Here is a 19484-nt window from a genome sequence, read left to right as displayed (position 1 = left end):
CGCGCGGCAGCTGCAAGTTCGAGCGCATGGCGATGAAAAGGCGAGGCGGCTTCACGCTGATCGAGATGCTGGTGGTGCTGGCCATATTGGCCATGCTGGCCACGTCGGCACGGCCGCTGCTCGAGATGTCGGTGCAGCGCGCCCGTGAGCACGAGCTGCGCAGCGGCTTGCGCCAGCTGCGCGGAGCGCTCGATGCCTACAAAAAGGCGGTCGAGGCCGGGCAGATCCAGACCAGCCCCGAGGACAGCGGCTACCCGCCCAATTTGCAGCTGTTGGCCGCGGGCGTGGTGGACATCAAAACGCCCGATGGCCGCAAGCTCTATTTTCTGCGTCGCCTGCCGCGCGACCCCTTTGCCGACCCGGCCCTGCCGGCCGCCGACACCTGGGGCTTGCGCGCGGCCGACAGCCCGCCCGACGAGCCGCGTTCGGGCAGGGATGTGTTCGATGTCTATTCCCGCTCCGAGCGTCGTGCGCTCGATGGCACGCGCTTGCGCGACTGGTGAGGCGCCGATATGAAAACCCCGTCTTCCTCACGCCAGCTCGCCCGCCAAGGCTTCACCTTGATCGAGTTGATCGTGGTCATGGCCATCGTGGCCCTTTTGGCTTCGATCGCCGCCCCGCGTTACTTCAACAGCTTGCAGAAGTCGCGCGAGACTGCATTGCGTAGCTCGCTGAATGTCATGCGCGACGCCATCGACCAGTTTGCCGCTGACAAAGGTCGTTATCCCGATTCTCTGGAAGAGCTCGCCACGGCGCGCTATATCCGCGAGATCCCGGAAGACCCGCTCAACGGCAGCCGCGATACCTGGGTCAGTTTGCCTCCGCCCGGCGATATGCAGGCCAATGGCCAGGTCTACGATGTCCGCAGCGGTGCCGCCGGTCGCGCCAGTGACGGGCGGCTGTTTGCGGATTGGTGAAGGGGGGGCTGGCGGTTGGTGATTCGTGAATGGCGAATCGTGAATCCCCCTCTCCACCACAACTCACGATTCACGATTCACGATTCACCCCCCCATGCCCCGCGCCCCCTCTGCCCCCAGCGGCTTCACCTACCTCGGCCTGCTGTTCTTCGTCGCGCTGACGGCGGCGGCCTTGGCGGCGCTGGGGCAGAGCTGGAGCACGGCCGCGCAGCGCGAGCGGGAGCGCGAGCTGGAGTTTCGCGGCGAAGAGCTGGCCCGGGCCATCCAGAGCTATGCCAAGGTGGGGGGCGGTGCCCAGCCGCAGTACCCGCGCAGCCTGAAGGATCTGCTCGTCGATGAGCGCGCCGGCAAGGCCCGCCATCACCTGCGTCGCGCCTACGTCGACCCCTTCACCGGCCAGGCCGATTGGGTGCTGGTGCCCGAGCCCAGCCAGCCCCAGGCGTTCAGTGCGGTGCACAGCCGTTCCGAGCGCCCTTTGCTGCGCCAGAGCCGGCCCGATGGGCAGCCCCTGGCCAAGGCCAGCGACTGGGTGTTCCAGGGGCGACCGGAAGGTGCCACCGCATCCTCACCCTCGGCCAGCGCCCCCTTGTCTGACAGTCAGACCTCCGGCTCACCTTGATTGAATGTGTCGGTGTCTCACTCAGACCGCGGACTTGTTGACTGTGCCGGCCGTGCGCGGCCGCAGGCTGCAGCGGCCGGCCTGACAACTGGCAGCGGGCTCAGGCTCGACGGCGCAGTTGGACATCAGGCCGCTGGCCTCGTTCTCGGCCCGGCGAGCAGCGGCCTGGCGCTCGGCGATTGTCTTGAGCTTGGCGCCTTCACTGCCCTGGCTGGACCAGGCGCGGTAGCCCTCGGGGCCGCCACAGGGTTTCGCGCCGACCGCAAGGCTGTGGCACTGCGCATCGCTGTTGCAGCGGGCGTCGCCGATCTCCACTTCCAGCTCTTGCAGCAAACGCTGGCTGAGCGGCGCCGCAGAGAGCGCTGGCGCCTTGTTGGGGGCGCTGCTGCAGGCCCCGGCCAGCAGGACCAGGGGCAGACTCAGGCCGAGCAGAGCGGCAGACCAAGAAGTAGACACGGGCATAGGTGCTCCAAGGACTTTCTCGTAGCTTAGTCGCCCGGTGACGGCCCGCCATTGGGTAGGATGCGTTCGCCCATGTATTTGACTTCGCTTTCTGATCGCCGACTGTCCCGTCAGCTCTGCCGCGCCGTCCTGCTGTTGCAGCTCGGTGGCCTCGGTGTGCTCGGACTGGCCGGTGCCCAGGTGGCCGAGGCCGGCGCGGCCAAGTCCTGCCCCAGCCCGGCAGACATCCATGCCGAACTGCTGCGCCTGAACGCCTTTCGGACCCAAGCCCAGGCCTGCGGTCGCAAGCTTTTGCCCGCCGCGCCGCCCTTGCGTTGGGAGGCTCGCCTGGAGGCCTCGGCCCTGGCTTTTGCCGCCGAACTGGCGCAAGGCGACCAGCTCAGCCATGTCGGCCTCAAGGGCAGCAGCTTGCGCGAGCGCTTTCGCCAGAGCGGCTATGTCATGCGCCGTGCCGGCGAAAACCTGGCGGCGGGTCAGGAAAGTCTGGACGAGGTGCTCGCCACCTGGACCCTGAGCGCCCAGCATTGCGAGAACCTGATGCAGGCAGAATTCGTCGATGTGGGCCTGGCCTGTGTCGTCGGCCCGGGGCGTTATGACCGTTATTGGGTGCTGCACCTGGGCCGCCCGGTCGACCCCTGAAGGCTTGAGCGTTTTCTACTGCGCGGCCGCCATGCGTCGTTGGTCCGGTGCTCGGAATCCTCACGTACAGGAAGTACGTTCCGGTTCCTGTGCTCCGTCCGCCTAGCCTGACAGCCGCTCGCGACGAAAACGCTCAAGCCAAAGCGGGGACTGGTCGGTGGTTCAGATCCAACCCAAGTCAATCGCGCGCAACACCGCCTGGGTGCGGTCACGCACACCCATCTTGGAGAATATGGCCGAGCAGTGATTTTTGATCACGCCCTCGCTGTTGCCCAGCAGGGCGGCGATCTCGGTGTTGCTGCGGCCGCTGGCCACCAGGCGCAGCACCTGCAGCTCCTTGGGTGACAGCGGGTCGGGCTGTTCGGTGGCCAGGAAGGCACGTTCGGCCGTGCTGGCCGGGCGCTCCATGCGGGTGGTCAGCGAGGGGCGCAGGGCGGTGCCGCCTTCGGCCACATCGCGCAGGGCTTGCACCAGGGTGTCGGTGCTGATGGCCTTGAGCAGGAAGCCGCGGGCGCCGGCGCGCACGGCCTCGTCGAACACGGCGGCGTCGTCAAAGGTGGTCAGCAGCACCACCGGAATGCTCAGCGCGCGGGCCGCCAGGGCGCGGATCAGGCCCAGGCCGTCCAGGCGAGGCATGCGCATGTCGGAGAGGATCAGGTCCGGCGGCTCGCCGCCCAGGCGGGTGATCTGCTCCAGCGCGTCGGCGCCGTCGCTGGCCTCGCCGACGATCTGGATGTCCTCGTGCAGGGCCAGCAGGCCCTTGAGGCCATCGCGCACCAGCTGCTGGTCTTCCACCAGCAGCAGGCGGATGCTGCCTTTGGCCGAGGCGTCTGCGGCGCTGGCGGGCTTGAGGTGGGGGAGGTTGTTGCTGTTGGTGTTCATGCTGTCCTTGGGCACCGCAGTTCAATTCGGAATCCGGGCTGGCTGCGCCGCACATCCATGCGTCCGCCCAGCTCGCTCATGCGTTCGGCCATGCCTTGCAGGCCATTGCCTGGTTTCAGGTGGCTGGCACCCAGGCCGTTGTCGTCAATGCTGACGCGGACTTCGCCTTGTGGCAAGCAGTCCATGCCCAGGCTCATATCGTGATCCTCGATGGCCACTTCGATGCTCACCCGCGAGGCGCGGGCATGGCGAACGCTGTTGGTCACCGCCTCCTGCACACAGCGCAGCAGGGCATGGGCCACCCGCGGGCTGAGGTCGCGGGCGCTGGGGGCAATGCTCAGCTCGATCTGGGTGCTGGCAATGCCGTCGACCAGGGCTTGCAAGGCGGTGCTGAGGTCGATGCGCTGCGAGCTGCGCTGCTGGCTGACGGCCTGGCGCACATCGGCCAGCAAGTTGGCCGCGCTCTGCCGCGCCTTGTCGACGGCCAAGGCGGCGCCTTCGCCATCGGCGCGCTGCAGCAGGGCACTGCTCAGCTGCAGCTGCAGGTTCAAGGCGGTCAGATGGTGGCCGACCACATCGTGCAGTTCGCGCGCCATCAGGGTGCGCTCGTTGTAGCGCAGTTGCTCGGCTTGCAGCTGCTCGGCGCTCAGGCGTTCGGCCAGCATGGCTTGCAACCAGCGGCGCTTCTCGGATTCGGCGGCGGCCATGCGGCCCAGGCCGAAGGCCATGCCATGCAAGGCCACCATGGCCATCAGCAGGCCCATATTGTCCAGCCAGTTGGGCACGCCGCTGCTGCCCGGTGTCACCACCTCGGCCAGGGGCAGCAGCCAGTTCATGGCCAGGTTGATGGCGATTTGGGTCAGGGCGAAAAGAAAAGCCGTGCGCGCGCGCAGCAGCACGGCGGCCAGGGCCGTGACAAGAAAAGGCAGGCCCGGCGTGACGGCGATGGCCAGCAGGTCGATCATCACCAGGCGCAGCAGGGCGCGCGGCGGCGGCTGGTCGGCGCGGCCCTCGCGGGCGAGGCGCCAATAGCCCCAGGCGAACAGCAGCACCAGGCTGAAACAGGTGATCAGCAGGATGGGGTCGTTGCTGTTGCCGCCCCAGCGCAGGTAGAGGGCGGGCACCGCGCCGTCGTACGCGTCGGTGCGGTAGCCCAGCAGGCCGGCGATGGCGGCCGCCAGCTCCAGCAGGCAGATCGACAGGGCGGCCACGCGCAACACCACATTGGGCTGCGCCACACGGGCCAGCACGCGGTCCAGCTGTCGGTCGAGCAGGCGCAGCGGTGGGGAATTCAGCAGGTTCAGCAAGGGAGACTTTGTTCAGCGAGGCGCCTGTGCGACAGGGTGCCACAGCGGGGTCGCTTCTGGCATGTGTGTTTGGTCATGCAGACAGCCCCGATCTCGGGGGGATCAGCGCTGTGCGATGGCTTCGGCTATCACGCCGCCCCCCAGGCAGACCTCGCCGTCGTAGAGCACCAGACTCTGGCCCGGCGTGACGGCCCATTGAGGCTGGGCAAAGTCCACGCGGCAGCGGCCGAGCGCCGGCGTGTCGGGGTGGAAGGCGCAGGCGGCATCGGCCTGGCGGTAGCGCGTCTTGGCGCCAAAGCCGCCAAAGGCGGGCTGGGTGTCGGTCCAGGACAGGTCGTCGGCGACCAGGGCCTGGCTCAGCAGCCAGGGGTGCTCGTGGCCCTGCACCACATACAGAGTGTTCTTTTCCATGTCCTTGCGGGCGACAAACCAGGGCTCGTGTTCGCCGCCGCCGCGCGGTGCGCCCTTTTCCTTGACGCCGCCGATGCCCAGGCCCTGGCGTTGGCCCAGGGTGTAGAAGGACAGGCCGACATGCTCGCCCAGTTTGCGGCCGCGCTCGTCTTTGATCGGGCCGGGCTGGTGCGCCAGGTAGCGGTTCAGGAATTCACGGAAGGGCCGCTCGCCGATGAAGCAGATGCCGGTCGAATCCTTCTTCTTGGCGTTCGGCAGGCCGATCTCTTCGGCGATGCGGCGCACCTCGGTCTTGTGCAACTCGCCGACCGGGAACAGGGTCTTGGCCAGCTGGGCCTGGTTCAGGCGGTGCAGGAAATAGCTCTGGTCCTTGCTGTTGTCTACGCCCTTGAGCAGTTCCGTCCGGCCCTCGCGCTGCCGCACGCGAGCGTAATGGCCGGTGGCGATCTTCTCGGCGCCCAGGCGCATGGCGTGGTCGAGGAAGGCCTTGAACTTGATCTCGGCATTGCACAGCACATCGGGGTTGGGCGTGCGGCCGGCCTGGTATTCGCGCAGAAAGGCGGCGAAGACGCGGTCTTTGTAGTCGGCGGCGAAGTTGACATGCTCGATCTCGATGCCGATCACATCAGCCACGGCGGCCGCGTCGACGAAGTCGATATTGGACGAGCAGTACTCACTGTCGTCATCGTCCTCCCAGTTCTTCATGAAGATGCCCACGACTTCGTGGCCGGCTTTCTTCAGCAGGTAGGCGGTGACGGCGGAATCGACGCCGCCGGACAGGCCGACGACGATGCGTTGCTTGGAGTTCATGGCCGTGATTGTCCCGCAAGGGGCGCGCTACCCGCCCGGGTGGCAGCTTTCGCACCGCCTTGGGGCGGTGCTTAACACCCGCAAATGCGGGGCAAGTCGTCATTAACAGATCTTTACAATCGGCGCTGTCCTGTTGGTCCCCTGTTTTTCCTTGAATCGGCGGCGTTTTGCGCCCCGCGAGCGCCGGCCATGAATCTGAATCCCTTTCGAATCACCCCTCACTGCGAACGCATCAGCGCCAAAGATCGCTTCAAGATCTACCTGGGCGCCCTGCTGCACCCGACCCAGACCCGGCGCTGGATGAACTTTGTCAGTGCCCATCCGGTGCTGATGGGGGCGGTGCGCGAGCACCCCAAGTTGCTGAGCAAGATCTACCGCCCCTACTTCTCGCGCCGCCTCGGTTGCGCTCGCCGGGTGGAGCTGCTGATGGACCACTACGGTTTCCTGCTTGAGCAGGGATTGGAGCCGGTGCTGGCGCGGGCGGCGCGCGAGAACCTGGTGCTCTGCCAGCTGCAGGGCAAATCGGGCGCCACCTTCCAGGTTGAGCTCTCGGCCGTCCACGAAGGTCACCGCGAAGGGGATCTCTGCCTGCGCCTCATGCTCGATGGCGAGATGGTGTTCAGCGCCTCCTTCGTCTTCATGCGCCGCCAGGGCAGGCCCTGTGTGGCCATCGGCCGTCTGCAGGGTGGGCGCAGCGAAGGTTCGCGCGAGCTGGTGCGGCGAGCCACCAAGGACTTCTATGGCTGCCGGCCCGGCGTGGTGCTGGTGCAGGCGGTGCGTCAGATCGGCGCTTCGCTCGGTTGCGAGCGCCTGATCCTGATCAGCAACCGCGAACGTGTGGCCCTCAACCCCTGGCGCCGCCGCAAGATCAGCTCCAACTACGACGCGCTTTGGTCCGAGATTGGCGCGCGGCCCAGCGACTGCGGCAATTTCGAGCTGCGCTGCGACGAAGCGCCGCAGCCGGTGCTGGAGGAAGTGCCTGCGCGCAAGCGCACCGAGGTCAAGCGCAAATTCGCTATGCTGGACGCCATGTATGTGGGCTTGCAGCTGCAGCTGGCGGTGTGGGTCAGCGAGCTGCCTGTCATCGAGACGCTGACGCAGCTCTGAGAACTCCAGTCTGAGTCGACGCCCTCAAGACTTGAGCTGAGGCTCCAGCAGCGAGGCATCGCTGAACACCGCGTCCAGCGGCAGGCGCTGGCCCGCGGCATGGTCCTCGCAGCAGCGAAGCACCAGGGGGCTGCGATGGCGAACGGCGGTGGTGCGCAGCTCATCCAGACTGAGCCAGAGTGTGCGCACGATGCCCTGGTCCAGCACTCGGCCCGCGATTTCTTCTCCGACCATGCCGCCGAAAGCCAGACGCAGGTAGGTGACATCCTCTTGGCGGGCCGGCCGCTGGAAGCGCGCCAGATAGCAGCCGAGGAAGAACTCGGGGGTGAACGCGCGCGCCGTTTCTTCCAGCGCCTCGCGCACCACCGCCTGTAGCGGCGTCTCGCCTGGGTCAAGGTGGCCGGCCGGGTTGTTCAGCATCAGACCCTCTGGCGTTTCCTCCTCGACCAGCAGGTAGCGGCCGTCTCGTTCAACCACGGCCGCTACCGTGACCGAAGGCTTCCAGCGTTCGTGATTTGTCATCTGTCGTTTGCTCCGGTCTTACAGGGGTGTCTACGGGGGTGGAGTGTCACCTTGATTGTGTAAGCTCGACGCAAGCTGAACAGTCACATGGTTTGACCCGAGGAGGGACTCATGCAGATAGGTGTTCCGCGCGAGCGCGCGGCCGGAGAGACGCGGGTGGCTGCCACCCCGGAGACGGTCAAGAAGTTGAAGGCGCAAGGCCATAGCGTGCAAGTCGAGCGCGAGGCCGGCCTCGCCGCCAGCATCACCGACGAGGCCTACCTTGCGGCCGGCGCTGACATCGTCGAGCAAGCCGCTGCCCTGGGTGCCGATCTGGTGCTCAAGGTGCGCCGGCCCGAGGCCGAGGAGCTGGGCCTGATGAAGTCGGGCGCCACGCTCGTAGGCATGCTCGATCCCTTTGACCGCGCCGGCCTGCAGGCCCTGGCCGCCGCCGGCCTGACCAGTTTTGCCCTGGAAGCCGCACCTCGCACCTCGCGCGCTCAGAGCATGGACGTGCTTTCCAGCCAAGCCAATATCGCCGGCTACAAGGCCGTGATGATGGCGGCCGAACGCTACCAGCGCTTCTTCCCCATGCTGATGACGGCGGCCGGCACGGTCAAGGCGGCGCGCGTCGTCATCCTCGGCGTCGGCGTGGCCGGCCTGCAGGCGATTGCCACGGCCAAGCGCCTGGGCGCGGTGATCGAGGCCTCGGATGTGCGGCCGGCCGTCAAGGAGCAGGTCGAGTCGCTCGGCGCCAAGTTCATCGACGTGCCCTACGAAACCCAAGAGGAGCGTGAAGCGGCCGAGGGCGTTGGCGGTTATGCCCGCCCCATGCCACCGAGCTGGCTGGACCGACAGCGTGCCGAGGTGGCCAAACGCGTGGCGCAGGCCGATGTGGTGATCAGCACCGCCCTGATCCCGGGCCGGGCCGCGCCGCAGCTGATCAGCGAAGACATGGTGCGCAGCATGAAGCCGGGCTCGGTCATCGTCGACCTGGCTGCCGGCCGTGGCGCCGATGGCATCGGCGGCAACTGCCCGCTGACCGAAGCCGGACGCACGGTCGTCAAGCATGGCGTCACCCTGGTCGGCGAGACCAATCTGCCGGCCCTGGTGGCGGCCGATGCCTCCGCCCTCTATGCCCGCAATGTGCTGGACTTCCTCAAGCTCGTCCTCGCCAAGGACGGCACGCTCAGCGTGCCCCTCGATGACGACATCGTCGCCGCCTGCCTGGTCAGCCAGGGCGGCGAGGTCAAGCGCAGCTAGGGCCTACTCACACTACGGATACCTGATGCGTTGCCTCACAAATCACCGTGCGCTAGGCGCAAAACGAAGCCGGGGTCACCCCCCGGCGAGGCTTTGCAACAACGTGCACGGTGATTTGTGCGGCAACCCTTCGGGAGAGGGGCAGAAAGGGCCCCATTCGTCGTTGAACTCCTCGCCCAGGCGGCTAGCCTGGGCTTCGTCGTCCGCCTAGCTTGGGGCCCTTTCTGCCCCTCTCGCACAAGTATCCGTAGTGTGAATAGGCCCTAACCCGAGATTGCCATGGAACTCGTCAGTCCCACCCTCACCAATCTGATCATCTTCGTGCTGGCCATCTACGTCGGCTACCACGTGGTCTGGACGGTCACGCCGGCCTTGCACACGCCGCTGATGGCGGTCACCAATGCCATCTCGGCCATCGTCATCGTCGGCGCCATGCTGGCGGCGGCCTTGACCGAAACCGATCTCGGCAAGCTCATGGGCACCCTGGCCGTGGCCTTGGCGGCGGTCAATGTTTTCGGCGGCTTCCTGGTTACGCGCCGGATGCTGGAGATGTTCAAGAAGAAGGCGCCCAAGCCCACGGACAAGAACACCCAGGCCGCGGAGGGCCGGTCATGAGCCTGAACCTCGTCACCCTGCTCTATCTGATCGCCAGCGTCTGCTTCATCCAGGCGCTCAAGGGGCTCTCGCACCCGACCAGCTCGATCCGCGGCAACCTTTTCGGCATGGTCGGCATGGCCATTGCCGCCCTGACCACGGTGGCCCTGATCCTCAAGCTGGCCGGTGGCCAAAGCCTGGGGCTGGCCTATGTGCTGGCCGGCTTGGTGGTCGGCGGCGGCATCGGCGCTTACATGGCGCAGAAGGTCGAGATGACCAAGATGCCCGAGCTGGTCGCCTTCATGCACAGCATGATCGGCCTGGCCGCGGTCTTTATCGCCGCGACCGCCGTGCTGGAGCCCTGGGCCTTTGCCATCACGGCCAAGGGCGATCCGATCCCGGGCGGCAACCGCATCGAGCTGGCGCTGGGCGCCTTCATCGGCGCCATCACCTTCAGTGGTTCGGTGATCGCTTTCGGCAAGCTCTCAGGCAAGTACAAGTTCCGCCTCTTCCAGGGCGCGCCGGTGTCCTTCCCCGGTCAGCACAAGCTGAACCTGGCCCTGGGCCTGGCGGCGCTGTTCTTCTGCTTCGGCTTCTGGCATTCGCAGAGCTGGCTGGACTTCGGCCTGATCCTGGCCCTGGGCTTTGCGCTGGGCGTGCTGCTGATCATCCCGATCGGCGGCGCCGACATGCCGGTGGTGGTGTCCATGCTGAACAGCTACTCGGGCTGGGCGGCGGCCGGCATCGGCTTCAGCCTGAACAACAGCATGCTGATCATTGCCGGTTCGCTGGTGGGCAGCTCGGGGGCCATCCTGAGCTACATCATGTGCAAGGCCATGAACCGCAGCTTCTTCAACGTGATCCTGGGTGGGTTTGGTGGCGACACCTCCAGCGCAGCGGCCGGGGCCGCCGTGCAGCGCTCGGTCAAGAGCGGCAGCGCCGATGATGCCGCCTTCATTCTTGGCAATGCCGAGACGGTGGTGATCGTGCCCGGCTATGGTTTGGCGGTGGCGCGCGCCCAGCATGCGGTCAAGGAGCTGGCCGAGAAGCTCACGCACAAGGGCATCACGGTCAAGTACGCCATCCACCCGGTGGCCGGCCGCATGCCCGGCCATATGAATGTGCTGCTGGCCGAGGCCGAAGTGCCTTACGACCAAGTCTTCGAGATGGAGGACATCAACGGCGAGTTCGGCCAGGTCGATGTCGCCATCGTGCTGGGCGCCAACGATGTGGTGAACCCGGCCGCGCTGACCAAGGGCAGCCCGATTTACGGCATGCCCATCCTCGAGGCCTACAAGGCCAAGACCATCATCGTCAACAAGCGCTCCATGGCGGCCGGTTACGCCGGCCTGGACAACGAGCTCTTCTATATGGACAAGACCATGATGGTGTTTGGCGACGCCAAGAAGGCGGTGGAGGACATGGTCAAGGCGATCGAGTGAGCAGGAGGGCTGGCCCTCGCCCGGGGCTCAGGCCTGCGAGCGCCGCCGGTTCTTGAACGCGGCCAGCAATGCCAAGCCGGCCAGCAGCAGCAGGGCCGGCTGGGGTTCCGGAACTGCGGCCACATCGCCGTCACGGACCAGCAGCACATAGCTGGGGCTGATCCGTGTGTTGGCGTACTGCCGCCCGTCTGACATGAAGGCCCAGGCCAGGTTGTGGACCGGGTCGGGCGTGACGGCGTCCTGGGTCCAGTAAGGCGCGTTTTGCAGATTGCTGAACAGGGCCACTTGGTCCAGGCGTATGCCGGGCGCAAAGGGGGAGGTCCAGCTCCAGCCCGGCGTGGCGCGAAAGTCTTCATAGAAGAGATGGCCCAGCTCGCCCTGGCTGCAGCGGTAGCCCGAGCAGCCCAGCTGCGCTTTGGGCAGGCGCCAGTCGCTCCAGAGCGTGCCGCGAACTTCGTCGCTCAGGGTGTAACCGGCGGCGAAATCAAGCGCCAGCTCCCAGCTCATATCACCCCAGGCCTGGCCGTCGGCGCCGTCCTGCCAACTACCCAGGCCCGGTAGGGCATTGGCCAGCCATGTGATGTTGAGACTGCTGTCGTAAATGAGCCCGCCGCCGCGCGGGATCAGTTCCGCCCGGGCAGGCTGGCAGATGGTGGCGCAGGCCAGCAGAGTGGCCGAGAAGGTGAGCAGGCGCATGGGGATTCCTTTCCTTGCAGGCGATCTTCGAGTGCGAGCCGGTACCGGGATGCACCTGCTCTTGCCTAGGAACGCAGGATGGGCGCACGGGAAAGCTCATTGCTCGGCATCCACCTTAGAGTCTTGTATCGAATCCCCTGATGAGTCGGCGCTGCTCCATCGGTCAGAATCCGGGCATCGAATGGAGACAAAGACAATGGAGAAGACCTGGCTCAAGAGCTACCCTGAGGGAGTTCCTGCCGAGATCCATGCCGAGCAGTACCCGTCCCTGGTGGACCTGATGGATTCGGCCTTCCGCAAGTACCCAGAGCTGCCGGCCTACACCATGATGGGGCGCACGCTCAAGTTCGCCCAGATCGATGAGGTTTCGCGCGCCCTGGCCGCTTATCTGCAGAGCCTGGGCTTGGAAAAGGGCGACCGCGTCGCCGTCATGATGCCCAATGTGCTGCAGTACCCGGTGGCAGTGGCCGCCATCCTGCGGGCCGGCTATGTGGTGGTGAACGTCAACCCGCTTTACACGCCGCGCGAGCTCGAGCATCAACTCAAGGATGCTGGCGCCAAGGCCATCGTCATCCTGGAGAATTTCGCCGCCACACTGCAGCATGTGATCAAGCAGGTGCCGACCCAGCATGTGATTCTTGCGTCCATGGGCGAGATGTTGGGCTTCCCCAAGAGCCTGATCGTCAATTACGTGGTGCGCCGCGTGAAGAAGATGGTGCCGGCCTTCGAGCTGCCCGGCGCTGTGGACTTCAGCGACGCGGTCGCGCGCGGACGCAGCCTGAGCTACAAGGTGCCCAAGGTCGGCCCCAACGACATCGCGGTCCTGCAGTACACGGGTGGCACCACGGGCGTGTCCAAGGGTGCCGTGCTCTTGCATCGCAATCTGGTCGCCAATGTGATGCAAGCCGAGGCCTGGTACATGCCGGCGCTCAGCAAGGTGCCGGCCGGCGAGCAGGTGGTCGGCATTGCCGCCCTGCCGCTGTATCACATCTTCGGTTTCACCACGAACATGATGCTGGCCATGCATATGGGCGGCTGCAATGTGCTGATCCCCAATCCGCGTGACCTGCCCGCTATGTTCAAGGAGCTGGCCAAGCACCGCTTCCACTGCTTCCCGGCCGTCAACACCTTGTTCATGGCCATGGCCAACCACAAGGACTTCAACACGGTGGACTGGAGTCATCTGGTCATCTCGGTGGGCGGCGGCATGGCGGTGCAGCAGGCCACAGCCAAGCTCTGGCTGGAAAAGACCGGCTGCTCCATCTGTGAAGGCTATGGCTTGAGCGAAACCTCGCCGGTGGCCAGCTGCAACCCGACCAACCACACCCGCTACACCGGCTCCATCGGCCTGCCCCTGCCCAGCACCGAGCTGTGTCTGCTCGACGACGCCGGCCAGCTGGCGGCGCCCGGCGCTACCGGCGAGATCGCCATCCGTGGCCCGCAAGTCATGGCCGGCTACTGGCAGCGCCCCGATGAAACGGCCCAGGTCATGACCGCCGACGGCTTCTTCCGCACCGGCGATATCGGCACCGTGGACGAACAAGGTTATTTCCGCGTCGTCGACCGCAAGAAGGACATGATTCTGGTCAGCGGCTTCAACGTCTACCCCAACGAGGTGGAAGACGTGATCACCATGATGGACGGCGTGCTGGAATGTGCGGCGGTCGGCATCGCCGATGCGAAAGCGGGCGAGGCGGTCAAGGTGGCCATCGTGCGCAAGCCCGGTGCCAGCAAGGAAGTCAGCGAAGCCGATGTCCGGGCTTACTGCGAAGCCAATCTGACCGGCTACAAGCGCCCCAAGATCATCGAGTTCCGCAACGAGCTGCCCAAGACCCCGGTCGGTAAGATCCTTCGGCGTGAACTACGCGACAAGAACTGAGCTTGTTGTCACAGGGGTTTCTACTCCGGCGGCTTGCAACTCCCCTAGAGTCAGGGCTGTCTGGGGAGATTCGTGATGCTTGAACAGGCCTATGTGAAGACCGAGCAAGGCCGCGCCGAGATCAAGGCTCGCGCCCTGCCTTTGTCGCGCAGCCTTCGCAATCTCCTGCTGGTCATCGATGACAGCAAGAGCGCCCAGCAATGGCTGGGCCTGGTACAGGGAATCACGGCGGCAGACATCGACTTTTTGGTCGACCAGGGCTTGATTGCGCCCTCGGCACGCGTTTCGTCGGCCGCAGGAGCGGCTGCCACGCCAGCGGCGCCGCTGCCCGCTGTCGTACCCAGCTTGGACTACCAATCTCTGTACGCTTATCTCACTGCTGCCGCGCGCGAGCACCTGGGCCTGATCAAGGGCTACCGTTGGGTGCTGGATGTGGAGCGCTGCGGCGACCTCCAAGCCCTGACGCAACTGGCCTTGCGCTTTGTTGAGGAAGTGCGGCAGGCCCAGGGCGAGGCTGTGGCGCGCAAGGTCCGCCAGTCGATGGGCTTGTAGCGGCCTCCTGGCGAACGGGTGGTGTTTGCTCGCGTCGATTGCTGAGCTGTCCCCGACTGGCACGCTGCAACGCTGCTTGCTCGGTGATTCCTCGGGCTGGCGGCGTGCCTGAGCACGCCTACCATCGCGCGTCCGTCACTTCCGAGCGTCCTCATGCTTGCACGTCTTCTGCGCCGATCCGGCATCTCGCTTGCCTTGTGGGCCGCAGTCTTGGGGCCATTGATGGCCTTGAGCGCTTGCCAGAAGGGCGATGCCGCGAGCAAGGCCGCTGCACCGTCGGTGGTCGCTAACGCCGTGCCCCCTTCGCTGGACGGCATCGCCCTGGCTGCGCCCGACGCGTCTGCCGTGCGCCAGCCCAGCAGCCCGCAGGCCTGGGGAGGTGCGCGCAGCGGCCAGGAGACCACCCTGTCCGACCGCGTGGTGGACTACCAGATCGAGGCCAAGCTCGACCCCGAGGCCCACACCATCGAGGGCAAACAGCGCCTGAGCTGGCGCAACCGCAGCGCCGTGCCCGTGCGCTCCGTCTATCTGCATCTGTACTTGAACGCATTCGAGGGCGAGGGCAGCACCTTCATGAGTGAGCAGCGCCGGCTCGGGTTCTCCTTCCGCAGCGAAGTGCCGGTCAAGAAGGGCGACTGGGGCTTCATCGAGCTGAAGAAGGTGCAGCAGGCTGGTGTGGCCGTGCCCTGGCATTTTGTGCAGCCCGATGGCGGACCGGCCACCGACCGCACCGTGGTGCGCCTGGATCTGCCGCAGGCGGTGGCGCCCGGTGGTCGCACCACGCTGGACATCGATTTCTTCGACCAATTGCCGCGCGTGCTGGCTCGCACCGGCTACTTCGGCAGCTTCCATCTGGTGGGCCAGTGGTTCCCCAAGATCGCGGTGCTGGAGCTGCCAGGCGAGCGGGGCGCCGCGGCGCCGCGCTGGAACGCGCATGAGTTCCATCTGCACAGCGAGTTTTACGCCGACTTTGGAAGTTATGACGTACGCATTGACGTGCCCGAGGGCTACACGGTGGGCGCCACCGGCGAGCTGCAGGGCGAGCCGAAGAAGCAGGGCGGGCGTGTCGTCCACCACTTCGTGCAGGGCGATGTGCATGACTTCGCCTGGACAGCCGACAAGCGCTTTGCCCCGCCGCTGAAGGCGATCTACGAGGGCGAAGGCAGCCCCAAGGTGCAGGTCCAGGTGCTGTACCCGCCCGAGTACGCCCACAACGCGCCGGTGGTGCTCAAGGCCACGCTGGACGCGCTGGCCTGGTTCTCCAAGACCTTGGGCCCTTACCCCTATCGCACGGTCACGGCCGTGGTGCCGCCCTTCAATGCCAAGGAAGCAGGCGGTATGGAATACCCGACCTTCTTTACGGCCGACAGCTATGCCGACCAGACCCCCGGCACCTTGTCCCATTTCGGCCAGGAGTTCGTCACCATCCATGAATTCGGCCATGGTTACTTCTACGGCATCCTGGCTTCCAATGAATTCGAGGAGCCCTTTCTCGATGAGGGCCTGAACGAGTTCTGGGATCAGCGCATGATCCACGCCCGCGGCCAGCGCGCCCCAGTCACCACGGCCGCGCTCAAGCGCCTGGGCGTGGGTACGACGGTCGATGTGTTTGAGGCCGAACGCCTGGGCGCCGGCTTGAAGGATCCGCCGGACGGCCTGGGCCAGAACAGCTGGCACCGCCATTCCAGCGGCAGCTACGGCAGCGTCTACTCGCGCACCGCCACCGTCCTGCGTGACCTGGAGGCGCAGATCGGCCGCGAAAAACTTGAGCTGGCTTTCAAGACCTACTACCAGCGTTGGAAGTTCCGCCACCCGAGCACAGCCGACCTGCGCGAGGTGCTGGCCGAGGTCAGCGGCGAGCCGGCCCTGGTGCAGCGCCTGTTCGAGCAGCACATCTACGCCAGCCGCTCGGTCGATGACCGGGTCGAGAGCTTCAAGAGCGTGGAGGAGCTGCCTCTGCTGGGCTTGCAGCTCGGGCCGGATGGCCGGCGCAGCGAGCTGGACAAAGATGCCCGCGCAAAGCAGGTCGACACGTTGCGCGCACAGTGGAAGAAGGACCATCCAGCGCCTGCCCAGGCCGCGAAAAAGAAGGACCCGCAGACGGGCGAGACCTTGGCCGAGCCCGGGCCCTTTCCCTACCGCACGACCGTGGTGCTGCGCCGGCGCGGTGTGGCCGTGCCGCAGACCCTGCGCGTGCGCTTTGCCGATGGCAGCGTGGAGACGGTGCGCTGGGACGACCAGCAGTCCTGGGCTCGCTTCAGCTGGGTCAAGTCGGCCAAGGCCGTGTCCGCCGAGTTGGACCCCGAGCGCCAGCACTACCTGGACCTGAATCAGCTCGACAACAGTCGCACGATCAAGAGCGACGGCCGGGCCGCCCGCCGCATCGCCAGCGATGCCGGCAGCCTTTTGCAAACCCTTCTCGCCCTGGTGGCCACGCTATGAATATGCCGGCCCTTTTGCCCCCCGTTTCCGATCTGCGCGGCCAGTTGCGCAGCGGCGCCCGCCTGGCCTCGCAGTGGCGTTTGTTGTTGCTGTGGCTGCTGGCCTTGGCCTTGCCCTGGTTGCTCGCCCTGCTGCCACTCTGGCGCGCCCTGGCGGCCCAGCTGGATCAATCGCTGGCCGCGCGAGTGCTGGTGGAGCGCTTCGAGTTGCCGGTTTTGGCTGAGGCGTTGATGGGCCTGGGCCAGAACGGCTTTGCCGCTTCGGCCCTGTTCAGCAGCGTGCTGCTGCTGGCCTTGCTGCTGCCCTGGCTCAGCGGCAGCCTGATCGCTGTGGTGCGCGCACCCCTGCCGCTGGGCTTCCAAGCCTTGCTGCTGGGCGGGCTGCGCGAGTACGGCCGCATGAGCCGGCTCTGGCTCTGGGCGCTGTGCCTGCTCGGTGCCGTGGCGGCCATGGGTGGTGGCTTGATGCACTGGCTGGGCGAAAAGACTGCGCTGATGCAGCTGGAGACGGAGGCCGACCGTTGGAGCCGTGCGGTGCTGCTGTTCACCGGCCTGCTGTTCCTGCTCGCTCATGCCAGCCTGGATGCCGCACGGGCCCGTCTGGCTCTGGAGCCGCAGCGCCGCTCGGTGCTCAAAGCCTGGCGCCTGGCCACGCGCGATCTCTGGCGCCAGCCGCGCCGCTTGCTGGGCTATCTGCTGATCACAGCCCTGGGCCTGCTGGTGGCGGTACTGATCGGGCTCTTGCGTGCGCAACTGGCGCCGGTGGGCCCGGGCAGCCAATTGCTGGCCTTGGCCTTGGGCCAGTTGTTGGTACTGGCCCTGGTGTGGATGCGCTGTGCGCGTGTGTTCGCACTGGCGGCGGCCGGGCGCCTGGACTGAAAGCGCAGACCGGAAGGCTGGCACACTGGCGGCTTCTCTTTCGTCTTTTTTCCTGCCATGCCGCCGCGTTTCTATGTCGACCAGCCTCTGGGCCCTTCGTCCGGTGAGCCCAGCGAGCTCAGCCTGCCGCCCAGCGCGGCCCGCCATGTGCAGGTGCTGCGCCTGCAACCGGGCAGCCCGCTGACCCTGTTCGACGGCAGCGGTGCCGAGTGGCAGGCGGAAGTGCTGGCCATGGGCCGCAGCGAGGTGCGTGTGCATCTGCAGGCCCGCCAACTGGTGCAGCGCGAACTGCGCCAGCACATCACCCTGGCCCTGGCCATGCCGGCCAATGACCGCATGGACGGCGTCGTCGAGAAAGCCACCGAGCTGGGCGGCAGTGCCGTGCAGCCCTTGATGAGCGAGCGCTCGGTGCTGCGCCTGAGCGGCGAGCGCGCCGAGAAAAAGCAGGCGCATTGGCGCGGTGTGGCCATCGCCGCCGCCGAGCAATGCGGCCGCACCCGCATCCCTGAGATAGGCGCGGTGCAGTCCCTGGCTTCATGGTTGGCCAGCCTAGGCCCACAGCCGGCCACGCAGCGCCGTTGGCTGCTCAGCCCCACGGCCGCCCAGCCCCTGCAAGCCCTGGCGGCAGCGCAAGCCGAGGCCAGCCACACCCTGGTGCTCAGCGGCCCGGAAGGCGGCCTCAGCCCGGCCGAGGAAGATGCCGCCCGTGCCCAGGGCTTTGTGGCTGTGCAATTGGGCCCGCGCATCCTGCGCGCCGACACGGCGCCGCTGGCGGTGCTGGGCTGGCTGGCCTTGCAAATCGGCTGAGCCCGGGCAGAGCCCAGGTGCGAATCGCGTTCCTGCTCGCCGCGAGTCAGGGCCGCCAGAGCCTATGCTGGCGAGCTTGTTTCCTGGGCGCGCCATGAATCTCCAGTTGCTCTTGCTGACCTTGTGCCAGGGCTTGTTCCTGACCAACAACGTCACCTTCATCGCCATCAACGGCCTGGTCGGGCTGGCCCTGGCGCCGCAAGCCTGGATGGCCACCTTGCCGGTCTGTGCCTATGTGGCAGGCGGCGCCCTGTTCGCGCCACTCGTGGCCCGCAATCAACGCGCCTGGGGCCGCAAGCGCGCTTTTCAGGCCGGCCAGGTCGTTGGCATTCTGAGTTGCGCGCTGGCTGCCTGGGCCGTGGCGCATCAGGCCTTTGCCTGGGTGCTGGTGGCGACGGTGGTGGCCGGCTATTACAACGCCACGGCCTCGCTGTACCGATTCGCTGCCACGGAACTGGTGCCGCCCTCGCACAAGGAGAAGGCCATCTCCTGGGTGCTGGCCGGTGGCATCCTGGGCGCGGTGACGGGCCCCAATCTGGCCAATGCCAGCAAGCAGCTGCTCGACCAGCCTTTTGCCGGTGCCTATCTGGTTCTGGTGGCCGTGGGCCTGCTGGCCCTGGTGGTGCTGAGTCTGATCCGCTTCCCCGCCTTGCCGGTGCCGGCGCCGGGCGCGCCGCAGGGGCGCAGCCTGCGCGAGCTGGCACGCCAGCCGGTGTTTGTGGTGGCCGTGGCCGCTTGTGCGCTCGGTTATGGGGTGATGAACCTGTTGATGGCCGCCACACCCATCGCCATGGCGCAATGCGGGCTGCCTTTCGACAAGACCGCCCTGGTGCTGGAATGGCATGTGCTGGGCATGTTCGTGCCCAGTTTCTTCACCGGTGCCCTGATCAAGCGCTTTGGAGCGCTGCCGGTGATGGCGGTCGGTGTGCTGCTCAACCTGGCCTGCATCTTGTTTGCACTGTCCGGTCTGGATCTGATGCATTTTCTGGGCGCGCTGCTGACCCTGGGCGTGGGCTGGAACTTCCTCTTCATCGGTGGCACGACCCTGTTCACCGAGGCCTACCGGCCCGAGGAAAAGACCCAGACCCAAGGGGCCATGGACTTCTGCATTTACAGCGTCATGACCCTGACCTCGTTTTCCAGCGGCGCTCTGGTGATGACGGGGGGCTGGGCCTGGATGAACTGGGCCTCCCTGGTGCCTTTGGCGCTGACTGCCCTGGCCTTGCTCTGGCTGGCTCGCCAGCCGCGGCTTCAGCCGGCCTGATCGGCCGCTCCG

General features: G+C 66.4%; 20 protein-coding genes. 14 read left to right on the top strand and 6 right to left on the bottom strand.

Annotation, left to right across the window (positions count from 1 at the left end):
• Positions 1-26: 26 nt before the first annotated feature.
• The 3 genes from LNV23_RS02840 to LNV23_RS02830 all read left to right on the top strand — a co-directional run bounded on the left by LNV23_RS02840 (position 27) and on the right by LNV23_RS02830 (position 1536).
• Positions 27-503 carry a type II secretion system protein gene (locus LNV23_RS02840; RefSeq protein ID WP_318023202.1) on the top strand — a complete coding sequence of 159 codons (477 nt, stop codon included), beginning with the start codon at positions 27-29 and terminating at the stop codon, positions 501-503.
• Positions 504-512: 9 nt separating this feature from the next.
• Positions 513-917, top strand: a complete 405-nt coding sequence (locus LNV23_RS02835) for a type II secretion system protein (RefSeq protein ID WP_263561560.1) — start codon at positions 513-515, stop codon at positions 915-917.
• A gap of 94 nt (positions 918-1011) precedes the next feature.
• On the top strand, positions 1012-1536 hold the full coding sequence (locus LNV23_RS02830) for a type II secretion system protein (RefSeq protein WP_263561559.1): 525 nt from the start codon (positions 1012-1014) through the stop codon (positions 1534-1536).
• 21 nt (positions 1537-1557) lie between these two features.
• On the opposite strand, the gene LNV23_RS02825 is transcribed toward LNV23_RS02830, so the two are convergent.
• Positions 1558-1992, bottom strand: coding sequence for a hypothetical protein (locus LNV23_RS02825; RefSeq protein WP_263561558.1), 435 nt, complete (start codon positions 1990-1992; stop codon positions 1558-1560).
• A gap of 78 nt (positions 1993-2070) precedes the next feature.
• Here LNV23_RS02825 and LNV23_RS02820 point away from each other — a divergent pair, with 78 nt between their 5' ends.
• Positions 2071-2637, top strand: a complete 567-nt coding sequence (locus LNV23_RS02820) for a CAP domain-containing protein (protein ID WP_263561557.1) — start codon at positions 2071-2073, stop codon at positions 2635-2637.
• A 162-nt stretch (positions 2638-2799) separates the two neighbouring features.
• Here the strand turns inward: LNV23_RS02820 and LNV23_RS02815 are convergent, their stop codons facing one another.
• The 3 genes from LNV23_RS02815 to mnmA all read right to left on the bottom strand — a co-directional run bounded on the left by LNV23_RS02815 (position 2800) and on the right by mnmA (position 6047).
• Positions 2800-3519 carry a response regulator gene (locus tag LNV23_RS02815; protein ID WP_263561556.1) on the bottom strand — a complete coding sequence of 240 codons (720 nt, stop codon included), beginning with the start codon at positions 3517-3519 and terminating at the stop codon, positions 2800-2802.
• On the bottom strand, positions 3516-4826 hold the full coding sequence (locus LNV23_RS02810) for a sensor histidine kinase (RefSeq protein WP_263516262.1): 1311 nt from the start codon (positions 4824-4826) through the stop codon (positions 3516-3518). The genes LNV23_RS02815 and LNV23_RS02810 overlap by 4 nt, the downstream gene beginning before the upstream one ends.
• A 102-nt stretch (positions 4827-4928) precedes the next feature.
• A complete protein-coding gene (gene mnmA / locus LNV23_RS02805) occupies positions 4929-6047 on the bottom strand; it encodes a tRNA 2-thiouridine(34) synthase MnmA (RefSeq protein ID WP_263561555.1) in 1119 nt (372 codons plus the stop codon).
• 189 nt (positions 6048-6236) lie between these two features.
• On the opposite strand from mnmA, the gene LNV23_RS02800 reads away from it, so the two are divergent.
• A complete protein-coding gene (locus tag LNV23_RS02800) occupies positions 6237-7154 on the top strand; it encodes a DUF535 family protein (RefSeq protein WP_263561554.1) in 918 nt (305 codons plus the stop codon).
• Between the two features lie 24 nt (positions 7155-7178).
• On the opposite strand, the gene LNV23_RS02795 is transcribed toward LNV23_RS02800, so the two are convergent.
• Complete coding sequence (locus LNV23_RS02795) at positions 7179-7676, bottom strand: NUDIX hydrolase (protein ID WP_263561553.1); 498 nt, start codon at positions 7674-7676, stop codon at positions 7179-7181.
• A 111-nt stretch (positions 7677-7787) separates the two neighbouring features.
• On the opposite strand from LNV23_RS02795, the gene LNV23_RS02790 reads away from it, so the two are divergent.
• The 3 genes from LNV23_RS02790 to LNV23_RS02780 all read left to right on the top strand — a co-directional run bounded on the left by LNV23_RS02790 (position 7788) and on the right by LNV23_RS02780 (position 10954).
• The gene (locus LNV23_RS02790) at positions 7788-8918 is read left to right on the top strand and encodes a Re/Si-specific NAD(P)(+) transhydrogenase subunit alpha (RefSeq protein ID WP_263561552.1); all 1131 of its coding nucleotides are present in this window, start codon (positions 7788-7790) and stop codon (positions 8916-8918) included.
• A 279-nt stretch (positions 8919-9197) separates the two neighbouring features.
• Positions 9198-9533, top strand: coding sequence for an NAD(P) transhydrogenase subunit alpha part 2 (locus LNV23_RS02785; protein ID WP_263561551.1), 336 nt, complete (start codon positions 9198-9200; stop codon positions 9531-9533).
• Positions 9530-10954: an NAD(P)(+) transhydrogenase (Re/Si-specific) subunit beta gene (locus tag LNV23_RS02780; RefSeq protein ID WP_263561550.1), complete on the top strand. Its 1425-nt coding sequence runs from the start codon at positions 9530-9532 to the stop codon at positions 10952-10954. The genes LNV23_RS02785 and LNV23_RS02780 overlap by 4 nt, the downstream gene beginning before the upstream one ends.
• A gap of 27 nt (positions 10955-10981) precedes the next feature.
• On the opposite strand, the gene LNV23_RS02775 is transcribed toward LNV23_RS02780, so the two are convergent.
• Positions 10982-11650, bottom strand: a complete 669-nt coding sequence (locus LNV23_RS02775) for a PEP-CTERM sorting domain-containing protein (protein WP_263561549.1) — start codon at positions 11648-11650, stop codon at positions 10982-10984.
• A gap of 196 nt (positions 11651-11846) precedes the next feature.
• On the opposite strand from LNV23_RS02775, the gene LNV23_RS02770 reads away from it, so the two are divergent.
• The 6 genes from LNV23_RS02770 (at position 11847) to LNV23_RS02745 (ending at position 19472) form a co-directional block, all read left to right on the top strand.
• Positions 11847-13529: a long-chain-fatty-acid--CoA ligase gene (locus tag LNV23_RS02770; protein ID WP_263561548.1), complete on the top strand. Its 1683-nt coding sequence runs from the start codon at positions 11847-11849 to the stop codon at positions 13527-13529.
• A gap of 75 nt (positions 13530-13604) precedes the next feature.
• Entirely contained in the window at positions 13605-14081 is a 477-nt protein-coding gene (locus tag LNV23_RS02765) for a hypothetical protein (protein WP_263561547.1), read from the top strand.
• A gap of 153 nt (positions 14082-14234) precedes the next feature.
• On the top strand, positions 14235-16523 hold the full coding sequence (locus LNV23_RS02760; protein ID WP_263561546.1) for a M1 family metallopeptidase: 2289 nt from the start codon (positions 14235-14237) through the stop codon (positions 16521-16523).
• Positions 16524-16537: 14 nt separating this feature from the next.
• Positions 16538-17401, top strand: a complete 864-nt coding sequence (locus LNV23_RS02755; RefSeq protein ID WP_263561545.1) for a hypothetical protein — start codon at positions 16538-16540, stop codon at positions 17399-17401.
• Between the two features lie 57 nt (positions 17402-17458).
• Positions 17459-18208 (top strand): 16S rRNA (uracil(1498)-N(3))-methyltransferase, encoded by a 750-nt coding sequence (locus tag LNV23_RS02750; protein ID WP_263561544.1) that lies wholly within the window; start codon positions 17459-17461, stop codon positions 18206-18208.
• Between the two features lie 94 nt (positions 18209-18302).
• Positions 18303-19472 (top strand): MFS transporter, encoded by a 1170-nt coding sequence (locus tag LNV23_RS02745; RefSeq protein ID WP_263561543.1) that lies wholly within the window; start codon positions 18303-18305, stop codon positions 19470-19472.
• Positions 19473-19484: the final 12 nt, after the last annotated feature.

It is taken from the genome of Kinneretia sp. DJ1R-11 (genome assembly GCF_025717595.1).
Classification (GTDB): Bacteria; Pseudomonadota; Gammaproteobacteria; order Burkholderiales; family Burkholderiaceae_C; genus Paucibacter_A.
Note: the sequence above shows the minus strand (reverse complement) of the source record. Positions and strands in the feature narration are given on the sequence as shown.